The following is a 15,708-nucleotide window of genomic DNA, read 5'->3' as shown; positions in this document are numbered from 1 at the left end:
GAGCAATACGTACGCCGACATGCGCGTTTTGCTCCCAGCCTGGCGTCAAGGTAAGGCGCGCTCCGTCTCGACTTCCGTCCGCGAACTTTCTACATCGCGATAGATCGTGGCCACGGCGACGACACAGTCGCGTCCTGAGTCAAGCGCCCGCGGAGGTCGGCATGAGCGGTGACCCGCTTAACCTCGGTAGCAAGGGCGAGTAATCGCCCCACAGCGCTGATGGTGCCCGACTGCCATAGCCGGCCATCGGCGCGGCTTCTTCCCGGCGCCTCGACCGCTCCCTCCACTGGTAGCCCAGGTTCTTGAGAACACCTTCACCGGCGACAACGAGGAACAGCAGAGTGGCATCCATCGCCAGGCAGGGCAGCGAGGTCTGTTGCATCCGGCACCGGACGAGTAGCCGCCTACGCGGGGGTGCCGATGTCAATAGCCACACCGAACTACAATCATTCAACTGGTCTGAGCCTGCTCCACGCGAACTCGGGCCGCATTGGCAGGCCGTTCGGCCGCGCTCCCGGCAGATCGGCATTGCGCGATTGATCCGATCTCAGGAGGCGTGGGGCGACGGCCAACGCAGGAGGGACTATGCGGTCGGAAGTGAAGTCCGGAGTGCGTCTGAGACGATATGCAATCGCGGCGATGGCCGTCATCGCCGGCCTGATTGTCGTCGGACGCATCACCGGCATCCTGGTCGACTGGCTGTGGTTCTCTTCGATCGGCTATGGTGGCGTTTTCCGCACCATCCTTTCCGCGAAAGTGGCGCTGTTTGCCACGGTGTTCGCAATCTCGGCGTGCGCGATATGGCTGTCCGGGATGCTGGCGCATCGTTACGCGAGGAGCGTCGATATCTTGCGGGCGGTAGCGGCCGATTCGTCGGGTGCGGCGGAAGTCACTGGCGATCTGGCCGAACTGGTCGCGCCGCGCGTTCCCTGGCGCTCCAGCATTGCCTGCGCCGCGGTCGTCTTTGGGCTGTTCATTGCCGCTAGCGAAACCTCTAGCTGGGACATCGCGCTTCGCTTTATTTATCAGGTGCCGGTTGGCGAGCGCGATCCGATCTTTGAGAGGGACATCAGCTTTTATCTCTTCTCGCTTCCCGCGTATGTCGCGCTCAAGAACTGGCTGCTGCGGCTGGTTTTCTGCAGCGCGATCGTGGCAGGTGCTGTCTACGGGTTGCGCGGTGACATCACGCCGGAGCGGTCAGCACGGGCACTCTCGGCCGCCGTCATCACTCATGGTTCGGCACTGCTCGCCTTGTTCTTTGCGGTAAAGGCCTGGTCGTGGTGGCTCGACCGCTTTTTGCTGCTCAATGGTGACAACGGCGTCGTGGTTGGCGCCAGCTATACCGACGTCCACGTCGAGTTGCCGGTCCTGTGGATGCTTGCCGGTCTTGCCGCGGCGTCATCCGTTGCCCTTTTGATCAACATGCGCCGGCGGAGCTTTCTGCAGCCCGCCGTTCTCGCGCTGCTCGTATTCGGCAGTTCGCTTGTGTTTGCTGTGATCTATCCGGCGCTGTTTCAGCGCTTCTATGTCAAACCGAGCGAGCTGAAACTGGAAACACCCTACATCGAGCACACTATCGCGCTAACGCGTGAGGCTTACGGCCTCGCAAAAATCGAGGTTAAACCGTTTGATCCCGAGCAGGGACTGACTCTCGATTCGCTGCAGGCCAATCGGGCAACCATCGACAACATCCGGCTATGGGATGTGCAACCGCTGATGGATACCTATGCACAGTTGCAGGAGATCAGGACTTACTACAAATTTGTTTCAGTGGACATCGACCGCTATCAGCTTGACAGCGGATACAGGCAGGTCATGCTGTCGGCGCGTGAACTGGACCCGGCGATGCTTCCGCCCAACGCCCAAACCTGGGTGAACCTGCACCTTATCTTTACTCACGGCATCGGCGTCGTGATGTCACCAGTTACGGAGAAGTCCACCGAAGGCTTACCCTTTTTCTGTCTGCGGGATATTCCGCCCGTCTCCAACGGCGCCCCTGCCATTCGCGAACCACGTCTCTATTTCAGTGAGGGCCGGCAGGACTATGTGATCGTGAACGGCAGTGTCGCTGAATTCGACTATCCCAACAGACCGACCAATGCTTACACGGCGTACAGCGGGCGCGACGGCGTCAACATCGGCAGTGCCGCGCGACGCAGTCTCTTCGCCTGGCAACTCGACGATCCCAATATCCTGCTGAGCGGCTATATCACAGACCAGAGCCGGATCCTGCTCCACCGCAACATTCAGGACCGCGTACGTACTATCGCGCCGTTCCTGAATCTCGACCATGATCCCTATGTCGTTGCAAGCAATGGGCGCTTGTTCTGGATACAGGATGCCTATACCGTCAGCCAGTGGTTTCCTTACTCCCGGCCGGGGTTCGGCGATGGCGCCAATTACATCCGGAACGCGGTCAAGGTCGTGGTCGACGCGTATAACGGCACGGTCGATTTCTACGTCAGCGATCCCGCCGATCCGCTCCTGCGAACATACGAGCGCATTTTCCCGGGTTTGTTCAAACCATTGGACGTGATGCCGCCGACGCTCCGGCGCCATATCCGCTACCCCGAAGATCTGTTCCTGATCCAGGCGCAGCTCTACCGTGCCTATCACATGGATGCGCCGGAGGTGTTCTACAACCGCGAGGATCTGTGGCAGTTTCCCCAGGAACTGGTAGGAATGGATGGGGGGAGCGCTGCCAGCACGATGCCGCCGTACTACACGATCATGCGACTCCCCGGCGATGCAAGTGCCGAGTTCATCCTCATGCTGCCGATGGTGCCGAGCCAGCGGGAGAACATGATTGCCTGGCTGGCGGCGCGTTGCGATCCGTCCGGGTACGGCAAGCTCATCGTGTATACCTTTCCCAAGGACAAGCTGGTCTATGGGCCGTTTCAGATCGAAGCGCGTATTCAGCAGAATACCGAGATCTCGCAGCAGATTTCGCTGTGGAACCAGATGGGCTCACGCGTCATTCGCGGCCATCTTGTGGTCGTGCCGATCGAGAACTCGATCCTCTACGTTTCTCCGCTCTATTTGCGCGCGGCGGCCGGTCAGTTACCGGAGTTGAAGCGGGTGATTGCCGCTTATGGTGACCGTGTGGTGATGGAGAACAGCCTGAGTGAGGCCCTGGCGGCGCTTTTCAATGAGCCCGCACAAGGGGCACCGCCATCCCGGGGCACAGCGGACACCCGCGCAAGAGAGGCACTTGCCCATTATGACCGCGCCATCGAGCGACTGCGGGCGGGAGACTGGAGCGGTTTCGGTGCGGAACTGGATGCCCTCCGGCCGTTGCTCGAGGCACTCGGTACCGGGCGTTCCGACGATCGGAAATGACCAGAAGGAAATCCGGCTGAATTACCCCGCTGCGCGGCCATATCGCTTCAGGCCCTTTGCAGGATGTCGATCGCGTTTTCGGCATCGCCCAACGAGTCGACGGCGAGATAGGCAACGAACTGCGTGCCAAGTACAGCGGCCGAGACCCCGCGGAGGTTGATCCCCCCATCAGCCAACATCGAGGTCAGTTGTGCGATGACACCCAACTGGTCCAGACCCATTACCCGGATGGAGTGAAGGCTAGGGGTGACACTGAACCCCACCTTGGTGGCGGCGCGGATCGCACTGTCTCCCTCTATCGGCGCGACAAACACGACCCCCTTACCCGACGCCTCCGGCGCGCGGCGTGCCACGATGAACTGCAAATCGACACCGGCATCCCGCAACACGCTTAATACCTTCGCAAGCCCGCCCGGTTTGTCGTCGATCGTCGCTACCCAAACATCGACACGTTCCACGCTCAGTTCCATGGCAGTTCCCCAGCCTCGGACCTCATTGAAAAAATCTACTTCACGAACGGCGCGCCGGCAAGGCCTGTCGGAGTACGCGCCAGCCGGCAATCCGCGTCCAGCTTGCTGGCACTACGCATCTGTATCAAGATCAAGTCGTCTCATCACAAACGGGCGACCTTCATGACAGACAATCCCGATTGCGATCCTGCTCCCGATCACGACAAACTCAAGGGCCCTGGCGGCATGACTTTGCGGCAGATCCACGAACAGGTGCAGAAGTCCGTCCAGCGCGACCGCGAAGCGCAGTCTGCGCACAACTCGCAGATGCCGCCGCAAAGCCGGTGGCAGCGGTGGGTGCGCTATGTATGGGGTCGTAGCGGGCGGCGCTAGCCGCAGTTCGATGAAGGAAGCCGGCGGTATGAGAACAGCTTTGCCGACCCACGCCGTTCATCGAATGCAGTCGCTTATACGAAATCGACTCCGTCAATGGCTTTGTCATCGCAAGGATCTCGATGCAAGCGAACGACGCTCACCCGCCTATTTGACCCGGGGCAGTACGATTTCCACCGGAAAACCGGGGGTGAATGCGACGATCGCGTCGTGGATCCTGTCGTAGCGTATCTCCAGCATTCCGGCAGAACCCTTCATTACGAGAATTCCGTGCTCGTAGCGGAAAAACATCCTGCTCGACGTATCGCCGGTATTCGTGACAACAAAATCGTAGCCGCTGCGAGCGATAATTGTCGAGTCGATATCGTCCTTAACTTTCCACGATCCGACGAACTCGTCCCCAGTCTTTTTTCCGCAGGCAACCAAAAGCGACGATGTGCTGATGATTAGGAGTGCCACTACGGCGATGCTCTTCAATCCATTTCTCACGTTCTTCGAACGCGGCCGCTCGATGGCACTGCCGCTTTCCTGCGTTGTTTTCCGTTATCAGTGGTCGGTCGAAGGCAATCTCGCCGCATTGGCGGTTCTCACTCGCCATTCACTATCGCCGCATCTGAACTGCTGCATCCAGACCTGCTTGAGCTCGTCCCCATCAACCACATCAGCTGCTACGATGACCCGCTTTTCGTAATTGCCCAGGCAGCTGACGGTGATCGAACGCGAGGCAATGGAGTCATCCTCGGAGCGAAGCGCGGTAATCTCGACGAGCGGCTCATCCTTCTCATTTCCCGCGTAGACCTTCGATGCCCCGCGCACTGTAAGATCGTCAAACCATCGAACAGCCCAACTGCCGTCAGTAGCCCTTCGTTCGAGGACCACGCCACGAGACCACCAAACTGCCTCGTGCGATCGTTTCTGCCCTGACTCTACCGGTTTCTCAGCCAGCGCGGGAACTGCGGTCAAGACTGAGGCGAGCACAACCACACCAACAAACGATGCCTTCATCTTTCTTCTCGTTGTCCGTTGGAAGCGCGCTGATTACCCGTGAATCATCTTGCCAGGTCCGTGATGTTGCGGCTGAATGGCGGCGAAAACGTGCGCCTCCTTCTGTAGCGCCGTCAGATTCTCGACTGCCTGGGCATACAGGACGAGGCCAGCAACACGCACGAACGTCTCACGCGAGCGCCCGATCGACGCAATCTGCTCTGAGCACACAAATACAGTTTCGCGGGCATCCCCCGCAATGACCGTGTCCTGAAGGATCTGCAACTGATGAATGATCCGAGCAAGGAATATGACTTCCTCACTCTTTTGGGGAAGAGTCACCGATAAGCGTTCCAGGTCGTCAATAGTTTGACGCAGCCGCGATAAAGTCGCCCGATCCATTCTCGTCTTCTCCTTGTTTTCTTCCTCTTTCCGCGGTTCGTCGATACAAGAAGTACCACCGGCAAATCTCCGAAATCCGTTGCCTTCTCTCGCCCAACCCTTCTTTATCGGCATCTGCGCACGAGACTGTAGATCCAAATGACGAACCTAACCGCAATTTATGCAAAACGCATCAACAGGATAGGTCGATCGCTGCGACAGCTTCATGTAGCTGTCGCTGCGATACATCCAAATATGGAGCGACGTGATCTAGATGCTAATGGCCGAGGAGCATCCGTACGGTTTCGAGCAACTGCCCCTGCGTTACGAGGCGGCTAGCAAACGTTCTTCGCCCGCTGTGGCTGCTAAATCCCCTACCAAGACCTGCCGCTCGATACAGGCTCGTGATGTAGTTCTGCAAGCTGTCAGCGGCAAGATATTCAATTGACTCGCCTGCGAAGTTCACTCTGCGCTTCACGCTCGGTTCGAATGCACCTCCTTTTTGTGTCTGGATCAGTCTTGGATGAGAAAGGAACACGCAGCGCGGGCGACAACCCTTTGTCATCTGGCCGGGCAAAGAAATTTCCTCCTGCCGCGTGCCCCGTCGCGAGAGCACATGATGCACCTCGACGCGTGCAATTTCTGTTATGCGCTTACCGCATGTCACGCCGAGTAGGAGGATCAGCGTGTCACGCTCGGGGAAGCGGCTCGTCGCTTCGGTAGCGCGTAAGAGGTGACGAAATTTCGCGGGGTGAGCACTTTGGCGCGTTTGGGTTCCATGCTTTCCTTCCTCGTAATACGCTCGTTTTTGAGTTCTGTTACGAGAGAGAAATCGGTGGATGCTCCTTTCCAGTCTAACCCGCGTAGAGCCTCGCTTCCTCGGAAAAATCCGCGAGGTGCGCTGCACCGACGCGCTGGCACCGACACACTGCCGGCCAGGAATATGTCCCCCCTCAGCTCACGCCCGCGAGCTTTCCATATTGTCCTGGCACGGTGATTTTGTCCCAGTGCGGCCTTTATGCCAGGGGGCGGAATGCTTAGAGCCGCGCACCGCCGGTCGCGTCGATCACCTGCCCCGTCGTCCAGCGTGCCTCGTTCGATGCGAGGAAGGTGACGACGTCTGCCACATCGACAGGTTGGCCCACTCGCGAGAACACCGACATGGCCTCTGCGCCGGCACGTGCCTCCGGTATCTTGATCCACGCCGCGTTCATGTCGGTCTCCGTCACACCCGGCATGACCGCATTCACCGTGATGCCGCGAGGACCGAACTCAGGGGCAAGGGCCAGCGTCAGCGTTTCAATGGCACCTTTCGATGCGGCGTAGGCCGGATGCGTTGGAGCCGCGACACGCGTAAAGCCCGTCGAAACGTTGATGATTCGTCCATTGTCGCGGATGTGATCGGCAATAGCCTGAATCAGGAAGAATGGCGCCTTGAAGTTGATCGTCAGGACCTCGTCGAATACGGACTCACTCGTCTGAGACAGCGCGATGGCCGGTGCCACGCCAGCATTGTTGACGAGAATGTCCAGCCGCGGCTCGCCCGTGGCGGCGATCGCAGCTGCCTTGAACTGATCCCAGATACTGTCCGTCGCTTCCTTCCCGCGACTCAGGTCCGCTTCGATAGCGACGGCTTTCGTCCCGAGCGCTTCGATTTCGCGGACGGTGGCGTTGGCCGCATCCTGATTGGCGCCATAGTGAACACCGATGAGCGCAGCCCCTTCTCTCGCAAAGGCCAGTGCTACTGCACGGCCGATGCCACGCGAGCCTCCCGTAATAAGGGCCACCTTGTTTGAAAGTTTTGCAGACATCGACCACTCCTTTCATGACTGAATTAGTAGTGTTCACTATAATATTAAGGTCAAAAGATCCTTGTCAACGAATTTTATAGGACTCGATATAAAAATGAGCGAACCCACCCGGAAACGCGGCAGGCCGAGGTTGCTGGACCGCGACGTGGGACTCGATGTCGCCGCGCGGCTGTTCTGGGAGCGCGGATACGAGGGCACCTCGATCGCCGATCTGACCGAAGCCATGGGCATCCCGCCGCCGTCTCTCTACGCAACGTACGGCTCGAAGGAGGACCTTTACAGACAAGCGGTCGACCACATCAGCGAGCGTGAAAACAAGGCAGCGCTGGAAGCGCTAGGCGGAAAGTTGCCGGCGCGCGATGCGATCGCGTTCTATCTGCACGACGCTGCGGCACGCTTTACCGCCGCGGGGAGACCGCGCGGCTGCATGGTTTCGACTGCCGTTCTCCAACATGCCGAAAAGAGCGAGTCTGTCGCCCAACTGGTCTCCGCGCGACGCGAGCTTGGGCTGCAGACCATCAAGGCACGCTTCGACCGTGCCGTCTCCGAGGGCGAGCTTGCCCCGGATACGGACACCGACGCGCTCGCACGCTTTTATGTCGCCGTGGTGCAAGGCATGTCGGCGCAAGCCTGTGATGGGGCATGCAGGGATACACTGAAGCGGCTGGCCGATATTGCGATGTCTGCATGGCCTTCGCCTGCAGTTCGCCGCCGGAAGCCGGTTTCGTGAGAGAACCCGCTTTCACCAAACACGATCCAGCGCACTGATCGGTGTGTCATCACTCGTGATTGCCTTTGCCGTCTTCCCACGCTCGACCCGGAGGATTGCCGGCAGCGACACACTATTCTTCGCGGCCGTCACTTCTGCGAGAATCGAGATCGCGATTTCAGGCGGCGTGCGGCTGCCGATATAGATCCCGGCCGGACCGCGCAACCGTGCAAGTTCCGCGTCGCTCAGATCGAACTCTTTTAGCCGCTCCCGCCGTGCAGCATTGTTGCGCCGCGAGCCAAGCGCACCGACATAAAACGCGGGTGTCTTCAGCGCCTCCATCAGCGCGAGATCATCGAGTTTAGGATCATGCGTGAGTGTAATAATCGCACTGCGTTCGTCGGGTCTCATTTCCATGACCGTATCGTCGGGCATCGTGCGCACGAGTTGCGTGCCGGGTACATCCCATGTCTGCACGTACTCCTCGCGTGGATCGCACACCACCACCTGATAGTCGAGTCCTGTCGCGACCTGGCATAAGTAGCGCGACAGTTGTCCCGCGCCAATAACGAGCATACGGTAACGGGGCCCGTGAATCGTCGTCAGACACATCCCGTCGAAGTGCACACCGTCAGTCGTCCCCGGTGGCCCAAGAGTGACGGCACCCGTTGTCATGTCTAGCGTGCGCGCCACGAGTTCGCCACGACTGAGCGCTTCGTGCAGGGCCTGAATACGGCTTTGCCGCGTAATCGGCTCAAGCACGAGTTGCATCGTGCCACCGCAAGGCAACCCGAATCGATGCGCCTCCTCGGCGCTAATGCCATATTCGACCACCTCCGGCATCCCTTGCGCGACGCCGTACCGACGCACCTGGTCGATGAGATCATCTTCGATACAGCCGCCTGAAATGGAGCCCACCACACGACCGTCATCGCGCAGGACAAGCATCGCCCCCTCCGGGCGAGGCGACGAGCCCCAAGTCTTCACCACCGTCACGAGCAGCATTCGGTGGCCTGCATCAAGCCAGTGCATCGTAGCTTCCAGCACCTCGAAATCGACACTGTTCATGTTCACATTCTCCTTCGGTACGCAGTCGAGCCGCGTCATGCACGTGCACCTACTGACTGCCGAACGGCGTTTTGACCGTCAGCCTGTTGGTCACGGACCTCACGCCAGGAACGCCCTGCGCGATCTCCGTCACCTCATCGATGTGTGAGGCATCAACCACCGTCCCGTCGAGCGTCACCGCGCCGCGCTTCACCACCACGCTGATGGTGCCCGCATTGATCTCCTTGTGCTGTGCGATCGCCGCGTAGACCTTGCGGCGCAGCGCAAAATTGTCCTTCCGGCTACTCGTCTGCGTGACGCTGCCGGAGGCTTCGGTCGCTGTGCCTTTCGACACGGTGCGCGCTTCGCTCTCGCTGGCCTGCGCCCAGACGTGAAAGGAGGTTGATCCAACCAGCAACCCGACAGCGATTTTCAGTGCCCTGCTTGTCTTCATTCATTGCTCCAGTCAGCCACGGTGGGATCAGAAGGTGTGCCGAATGCCTATCATCGCGGCGGTGCTGGAGGTTCCCTCAGGAACCGGCGCGGCGTAGGCGATCGCCTGGCTCATCTTGCCCCGGTTATTGACATGGCCGACCTGTACATAGGCGATGGTGGTCCTCGACAAACTGTATTCGGCGCCCACCGCGTACGAATCCGATTGACTGGATGAAACGTTGCGATCCTTGAGGTAATAAAAGCCAGAGGTGACCTTGAAAAACGGCGTGAACTTGTAGCCGAGCCCCCCGGATATCATCTCGAAGTCGGATTGACCGCTGTTCGCCGGATCCTTGCCGATGCTGTATGACGTCGATACTGACAGGTCGTGGAACGTGTACATCGCGCCGAAATAGTAAAAGCGATTGTTATCGCGCCCCGTGGACGGTGCCGTGATGATCGCGCCGGTGGCTGTCGTCGTGAAGGGGTTGCTGTCGTGGCCGTTGTAGTAAGCAGCCGAGAGATTGAGACCATAGTTCGCATACCTGAGCACTGCCGATTCGCGCGTGCCACCCTGGAATTGACCGGCGACGCCACCTGGCGCATATTCGAGTCCCAGCGACAGACCGTGAAATTTTGGCGACTGGTAAACGATCGCGTTGGAGTCGTACAACGCACCGATCGCTCCGTTTGTACTGGTGCCCTGCCAGCCCGCAGCCTGATTCATGCCAAGCCATGCGGTGAGGATACTGCCGAAGAATTGCGCGCCTCGTACGTCGGTGTCGGCCATCGCAAATATTATCGGCACGAACTGACGGCCCGCGTCGATCGAGCCGAAAGGACCAGAGATGCCTATCGTCGATTGCTGGTTGAAGATTGCGCTGACGCCCGGCGTGTCGGACAGCCCGAACTTCCCGTTGGTACTGGTGAATGCTCCCTGGAGCCTGAAGTTGACCTTATAACCACCCCCAATGTCTTCAACGCCCTTGAGCCCCCAGAAACTGGTGAAAATCCCCGCGTCCTTGAGTGCGTACACGTGCCCGAGATTCACTTTCGACTGGAAATTCGGCGCATTCGCACTTTGATACAGCAATCCTGTATCGACGGCGCCATACAGCGTCACCGACGATTGCGCGTGTGCCGCGACCGTCCACGCAAAGAGCGTCGAGGCGGCGATCACTTTCATTTTCATGCTGTCTCCAATGTCATATTTTTTGGCGGATGCGTGTCACGCTTCGAACTTCCGCGTCGTTTTTTCAGCCCGTTTCCGGCCCAAAAAATACGGCAGCCAATCCCATTCCGAATACGGTTGCGAGAGCGATCCCCACCACACGGAATCCCAGATGCGCCGATGCAAGCGACACGAGCAACGGCCCAAGCGCGGTAAAGAGACGTGCCATATTCCACGCGAAGCCTTGTCCTGTGGCGCGAACGTGGAGCGGAAAAAGTTCAGTCAGGTACAGAGCGACGATGCCAAATCCGCCCATTGCGAAAAAGCCGAATCCAAGCATCGCGAAGTAAAACGTCCCCAGTGTTCTCGCCCCTCCAAAGAGGGCAACGACTGCAATCCAGGCGCCGGCACAAAACACCGCATAGACGATCCGTCTGGAAACACGCGGTATCAGACTGACGAGCAGCAGAATCGAGGCGTAGCCAAGCACCGCGCCGGCATTGGTCGCCATGAAAGCGATGCCCGTCTGTCGCGTGAATTCCGCGTTGCCGGCGGATGGAAAGAACTCTCTCAGCAAGGTGGGAAAGAGGATGGATGCCCCCCAGCCACCGATCATCATTGCCGAGGCAACGAGCGTTCCGACTATGGTTCGACGGCGCAACGGGCTGCCAAATATCTCCGATATCGAGCCCATTTTTGGACTTGCATGACGCATTGCGGCCGCACGTGACTGCTCCCAACGCGCCGATTCCGGTGTGACGAACCGCAGGCCAAGGCTCGCGAGTGCCGGTGCCGCCCCCAAGCCAAGCACCCAACGCCATCCAGCGCCTGAAAGCAGGATCGCAAGCGCGGAGGCCGCAACCAGTCCTGCCACATTGGCAACCTGCATCACCTGAACGGCCTTCGCCCTGTGTTTTTCTGGCCAGGTCTCCACGACAAGCGCGGCCCCGGCGGCCCACTCCCCTCCGATTCCGAAGCCCGCCAGCATCTGAAACACGAGGAGCTGATGCCAGTCTCGCGCGAAGGCGCCGGCGGCCGTGAATAACGAGTAAATCAGCATCGTGCCGAGCATCACTCGAGCTCGCCCAAACCGGTCTGCCGTGATACCGAACAGAATCCCCCCGATGCCCCAGCAAAGCAGCTTCGCGCCGACAATGAGCCCTCCAATCCGCATGACGCTGCCTTGTGAAGCCCCAAGCAGGTCGTGAAGGGCCGGAACCATGATCATGGTGAACAGGTAGAGATCCATTGCATCGAACATCCACCCCACAAACGCGGACGCAAGCACAATCCAGGCGGCCTTGCCCACGACAGAAGCAACGACATTGCTCCCGTGGTCTGTCGACTCGAAATGAGTCGAGTTCGTTTCCATCTTCCCGCCTCCTGATTTGTACTACTTATGATTAAGCATTTCCTGACACTTCGATGGCATCGCATGTCGGGCATGACAGGGTTGAGTCGAAGCTGCTGCCGTTCGCCGACCTGACCAGACTGAACGGAAACCTCAACGAAGAGAACTATGACGAACGCGGCCTGGCAATCCACTGCCTGCACTTCGAAACCATCGTTTTCCACAACAAGCCGAGCACGGAAATCTCGTTCGTTGCGCGCGCAGCGTTGTCACGGCGTGTCGCCACCACGGGTTCTCTTTCTCCAGTGGATGTTGAAGCGAACGCGTCTGTGTCGACGAGGGGCACCACTGTTTCAGCCCGCCGATCCGCAAGTTTCTCCAGCAAATTAGCCGCGAATTGACGGACCATCTGTTCCGATACTGCGTTGATGATCCCAACCCCGCGGCCGTACTGCGCGACCTGCCCCGCCATTTGCACACTGGTGCGAACGTCAACCTGGGTGCCGGCGGCGTCACTGAGTGGCGATAGAGAAAATGAGGTCACCGTATTGGCCGATCCCCGGTTTTTAGTCTCCTGCCATGTAGCTTCGACGGTCGCCTTATACGCCTCACCTACCGGTTGGCTCAATCTAACCGTACCAGCGAATTCCATCGCGATTGGACCCAGCTTGACGCGAATCAGCCCCTTGTACGAATCGTGGCCGAGTGTGTCTGTGAGCGTCGCGCCGGGAAAGCAGGACACCACCAGCGGAACGTCGAGTAGTGCGTTCCAGGCGTCCTCAATAGTCGAGTCGACCGAAAAGCGATTTACGATTTCCATGCTTCCCCACCTTCATCCGTGTATTTCTCAAACTGACCTAATAAAACTTCCGCGTACTCATCGGGCGAATCGACACATGCAAGGTGCGCGGCTGCGCGCAGCGTTCGTTCCTCCGCCCCCTGGATTCCCTGCGTCAACTGCGCCGATACGGCTCTGGGTACACTCCCGTCGAGTTCGGCGTTGAGCACGAGCGTCGGGACCTCGATGTCGCACAGAAGACTGGACACATCATCCGTGGAGATGGCGCGCAATATTTCCAGGTAATCCGTTGAAGCAACAGCCGCAATCTGCTGGGCAAGTCGCTCCCGCTTCGGATACGCGGTGTTTCTGTGGAGGGTCTGCTCCACGTACATGCGTGCAAAGAGATGCATTGGCAGCTTTTTCAACATCCCTTCGGCTGCGGCGAGCCGCCTTTCTACAGCGGCTCCGGAAACACTTGCGTAAGCACTCGACAAGACCATGACAGCCACGCGTCGACCCAGCTTCGCGGCAACGCGAATTGCGGTGAGTCCCCCCATCGAGATGCCCACCAGGCCAAAACGGTCGAGACCGATGGCCCGCGTCACCGCGACAACGTCGCTGGCAACCGCGTCTGCATTCCACGCGCTTCGCTTCGTCGAGTCGCCGTGACCTCGGGCATCTATCGCCACGACTCGATATTTCGCGGTGAGTGCGGGCAGAATGTCGTCCCACAGCGCGCTCGATGTGCCGAGACTATGGAGCAAAACGATCGCAGGCCCGTTGCCGATGTCGATATAGGCAATGCGCTCGCCGTCGACGCTCAGAAACCGCTTGTCGTGGGACGGCGCGAACGGCGCTGTCACGTCGAGGCGAGCCGCAAGCGATTCCGCCAGAACGTCGGCGGCAAGCGCGGCAAGGTTTGGCGAATGCGGACCGGCCGATTCGCGCAGGAAAGTCTTGATTCCGCGTAACGCCTGCGGAGCCCGGCTGTTCATGAAAGCGATGAAATCGTCCTGCGCGTTGTCCAGTTCCGAAGGAGCGACTATTTCGCCGATGAGCCCATACTCCAGAGCGGTCGTCGCGTCGATGGGCCGACCCGTCAAAACCAGACGCGAAATCGCCTTGACATGGACACGCGAGATGAGCACGGACATCAGCAGTGCAGGAGCAAACTGCTTCTCCAGTTCGTTGGCTTCGAACTGGCTACGCTCGTCGGCGACTGCGTAGTCGCTCGCTGCTACGATTGCGCACCCCATACCCGAAGCGAGCCCTTTGACGAAACACGCAACCGGTACCGCACTCGAACGGATTGCCTCATAGAGTGCGAGAATGGGCGCCGCGCCCCGTTCCTTGATTGTGGGGCGTGGGTCTTCCATTGGGGAAAGTGCCGGCGGTGGCGATGCGGCCCGGCCTGTGCAAAAGTTCTCGCCCTCGCCGGACAACACGATTGCCACGGTGCTCTCGGGTGGGTCACTGATCACCTCTGTGAGCGCCCGCATCATTGCGTCATCCAGCTCGTTCCTGCCGTCAGCGCTGCTCAGGGCAATATGCAAAACATTACCCTTCATCTTCAGCAGAAGATTTTCATGCATTCCGATCTCCACGTTCATCGCGATTTCACGCCGGGTGATGGCATGCCGGGTACAAACTGCCGAACAACCCCCTGGTTTTGAAGTGTCCTCAGTTCGTCAGTATCCAGCCCGATGTACTCTCCGAGCACGACGTTCGTATGCTCCCCCAGATGCGGCGGGTAACTCGCACCGGCAGTTCCGGATACATCGAACTTGATTGGATTGCCGGGCACGCGCACATGAGACCCTGCTCGACTACGAAGCTCGACGAGCATCTCTCTGTGCGCGACCTGCGAGGCACTCAGTGCTTTATCCACTGTCTTGACCAGCGCGGCCGGAATCGAAGCCGAATTCAGCGAATCGAGCCAACTCTGCGCAGATTCGGACCGGAAGCGCGCCTCCAGTATTTCCCATAGCGCCGCCTTGTTTGCCAGGCGTTCGGCCGGATCCTTGAATCTCGGGTCGTGGACGAGGTGTGGCAAACCGATTGCCTTGCACAGGTCCGCCCACATACGTTCGGTGTTGGCGGTCACAACCAGTGAAACGCCGTCGCCACATTCGAACGATCGGTATGTCGGTATCGAATCGTGGCCTCGTCCCTGTGGTTCCGGCACTTCGCCCGAGAGCATGTAATAGGCCCCTTGATAACAAAGCATCGCGATTTGCGCATCGAGCATCGACACATCGACGAACCGTCCTGCGCCGGTAGTCTGGCGCTCGACCAGCGCAGCGAGTACGCCCATTACGCCGTACATGCCGGCCGCCAGGTCGCCGATCGGAATGCCAGCGCGAACGGGTGCCCGCCCAGGCTCCCCGGTCAGACTCATGCCCCCTGACATCGCCTGCACGATCATGTCGTACGCGGGAAGATCCCTGTCCGGGCCGGTCTGTCCGAATCCGCTGATACTGCAATAGACGAGACGCGGATTGCGCGCGCGAAGCGCCGCGTGACCGAGCCCGAGCCGCTCCATCACACCGGGACGATTGTTTTCGACAAGAACATCTGAATGTGCCGCCAGCTCCCGAACGAGTTCGGCTCCCCGCTCCGTCTTGAGGTCGATGACAACACTCTTCTTGTTGCGATTGACCGCAAGATAGTAGGCGCTGTCGCCCTCTACGAAATGCGGTGGCACGCCGCGTGAAAGCTCGCCCGCCGGCGGCTCGATCTTGATGATCTCAGCGCCGAGGTCACCGAGAATTTGCGTTCCGAAAGGGCCTGACAGGAACTGCGTGAGATCCAGAACCCTCACGCCGCTCAGCGGACCCGTTTTTCCAGATTCCATAAC

16 protein-coding genes are annotated in these 15,708 nt (G+C 59.3%); 3 read left to right on the top strand and 13 right to left on the bottom strand.

What is annotated here, in order from left to right:
* The first annotated feature begins 585 nt into the window (after positions 1-585).
* Entirely contained in the window at positions 586-3,339 is a 2,754-nt protein-coding gene (locus E1N52_RS22340) for a UPF0182 family membrane protein (protein ID WP_133184909.1), read from the top strand.
* A gap of 47 nt (positions 3,340-3,386) precedes the next feature.
* Here the strand turns inward: E1N52_RS22340 and E1N52_RS22335 are convergent, their stop codons facing one another.
* A complete protein-coding gene (locus E1N52_RS22335) occupies positions 3,387-3,809 on the bottom strand; it encodes an ACT domain-containing protein (RefSeq protein WP_133184908.1) in 423 nt (140 codons plus the stop codon).
* A 162-nt stretch (positions 3,810-3,971) separates the two neighbouring features.
* Between E1N52_RS22335 and E1N52_RS22330 the strand changes: the two genes are divergently transcribed.
* Positions 3,972-4,181 (top strand): hypothetical protein, encoded by a 210-nt coding sequence (locus E1N52_RS22330; RefSeq protein ID WP_133184907.1) that lies wholly within the window; start codon positions 3,972-3,974, stop codon positions 4,179-4,181.
* 147 nt (positions 4,182-4,328) lie between these two features.
* Here E1N52_RS22330 and E1N52_RS22325 read toward each other — a convergent pair whose 3' ends face one another.
* From E1N52_RS22325 to E1N52_RS22305, 5 genes are all read right to left on the bottom strand, one after another.
* A complete protein-coding gene (locus E1N52_RS22325) occupies positions 4,329-4,658 on the bottom strand; it encodes a hypothetical protein (RefSeq protein WP_133184906.1) in 330 nt (109 codons plus the stop codon).
* Positions 4,659-4,727: 69 nt separating this feature from the next.
* The gene (locus tag E1N52_RS22320) at positions 4,728-5,186 is read right to left on the bottom strand and encodes a hypothetical protein (protein ID WP_133184905.1); all 459 of its coding nucleotides are present in this window, start codon (positions 5,184-5,186) and stop codon (positions 4,728-4,730) included.
* A gap of 33 nt (positions 5,187-5,219) precedes the next feature.
* Positions 5,220-5,567 carry a hypothetical protein gene (locus E1N52_RS22315; RefSeq protein WP_133184904.1) on the bottom strand — a complete coding sequence of 116 codons (348 nt, stop codon included), beginning with the start codon at positions 5,565-5,567 and terminating at the stop codon, positions 5,220-5,222.
* A 256-nt stretch (positions 5,568-5,823) separates the two neighbouring features.
* Positions 5,824-6,453, bottom strand: a complete 630-nt coding sequence (locus tag E1N52_RS22310; RefSeq protein ID WP_246089171.1) for a site-specific integrase — start codon at positions 6,451-6,453, stop codon at positions 5,824-5,826.
* Between the two features lie 130 nt (positions 6,454-6,583).
* Positions 6,584-7,357: an SDR family oxidoreductase gene (locus tag E1N52_RS22305; RefSeq protein ID WP_133184903.1), complete on the bottom strand. Its 774-nt coding sequence runs from the start codon at positions 7,355-7,357 to the stop codon at positions 6,584-6,586.
* 94 nt (positions 7,358-7,451) lie between these two features.
* Here E1N52_RS22305 and E1N52_RS22300 point away from each other — a divergent pair, with 94 nt between their 5' ends.
* Positions 7,452-8,087: a TetR/AcrR family transcriptional regulator gene (locus tag E1N52_RS22300; RefSeq protein ID WP_133184902.1), complete on the top strand. Its 636-nt coding sequence runs from the start codon at positions 7,452-7,454 to the stop codon at positions 8,085-8,087.
* Positions 8,088-8,099: 12 nt separating this feature from the next.
* Here the strand turns inward: E1N52_RS22300 and E1N52_RS22295 are convergent, their stop codons facing one another.
* From E1N52_RS22295 to E1N52_RS22265, 7 genes are all read right to left on the bottom strand, one after another.
* Entirely contained in the window at positions 8,100-9,134 is a 1,035-nt protein-coding gene (locus tag E1N52_RS22295) for an XdhC family protein (protein ID WP_133184901.1), read from the bottom strand.
* A 49-nt stretch (positions 9,135-9,183) separates the two neighbouring features.
* Positions 9,184-9,567, bottom strand: a complete 384-nt coding sequence (locus E1N52_RS22290; protein WP_133184900.1) for a BON domain-containing protein — start codon at positions 9,565-9,567, stop codon at positions 9,184-9,186.
* A 27-nt stretch (positions 9,568-9,594) separates the two neighbouring features.
* Entirely contained in the window at positions 9,595-10,740 is a 1,146-nt protein-coding gene (locus E1N52_RS22285) for a porin (RefSeq protein ID WP_133184899.1), read from the bottom strand.
* Between the two features lie 64 nt (positions 10,741-10,804).
* A complete protein-coding gene (locus tag E1N52_RS22280; RefSeq protein WP_133184898.1) occupies positions 10,805-12,091 on the bottom strand; it encodes an MFS transporter in 1,287 nt (428 codons plus the stop codon).
* 145 nt (positions 12,092-12,236) lie between these two features.
* Positions 12,237-12,890 carry an SRPBCC family protein gene (locus tag E1N52_RS22275; protein ID WP_133184897.1) on the bottom strand — a complete coding sequence of 218 codons (654 nt, stop codon included), beginning with the start codon at positions 12,888-12,890 and terminating at the stop codon, positions 12,237-12,239.
* Positions 12,878-14,461: an alpha/beta fold hydrolase gene (locus E1N52_RS22270; protein ID WP_133184896.1), complete on the bottom strand. Its 1,584-nt coding sequence runs from the start codon at positions 14,459-14,461 to the stop codon at positions 12,878-12,880. The genes E1N52_RS22275 and E1N52_RS22270 overlap by 13 nt, the downstream gene beginning before the upstream one ends.
* On the bottom strand, positions 14,458-15,705 hold the full coding sequence (locus E1N52_RS22265; protein WP_133184895.1) for a CaiB/BaiF CoA transferase family protein: 1,248 nt from the start codon (positions 15,703-15,705) through the stop codon (positions 14,458-14,460). The genes E1N52_RS22270 and E1N52_RS22265 overlap by 4 nt, the downstream gene beginning before the upstream one ends.
* Positions 15,706-15,708 lie beyond the last annotated feature (3 nt).

Source organism: Paraburkholderia guartelaensis, from assembly GCF_004353905.1.
In the GTDB taxonomy this organism is placed as follows: Bacteria; Pseudomonadota; Gammaproteobacteria; order Burkholderiales; family Burkholderiaceae; genus Paraburkholderia; species Paraburkholderia guartelaensis.
This window is presented reverse-complemented; position numbering and strand designations above follow the sequence as displayed.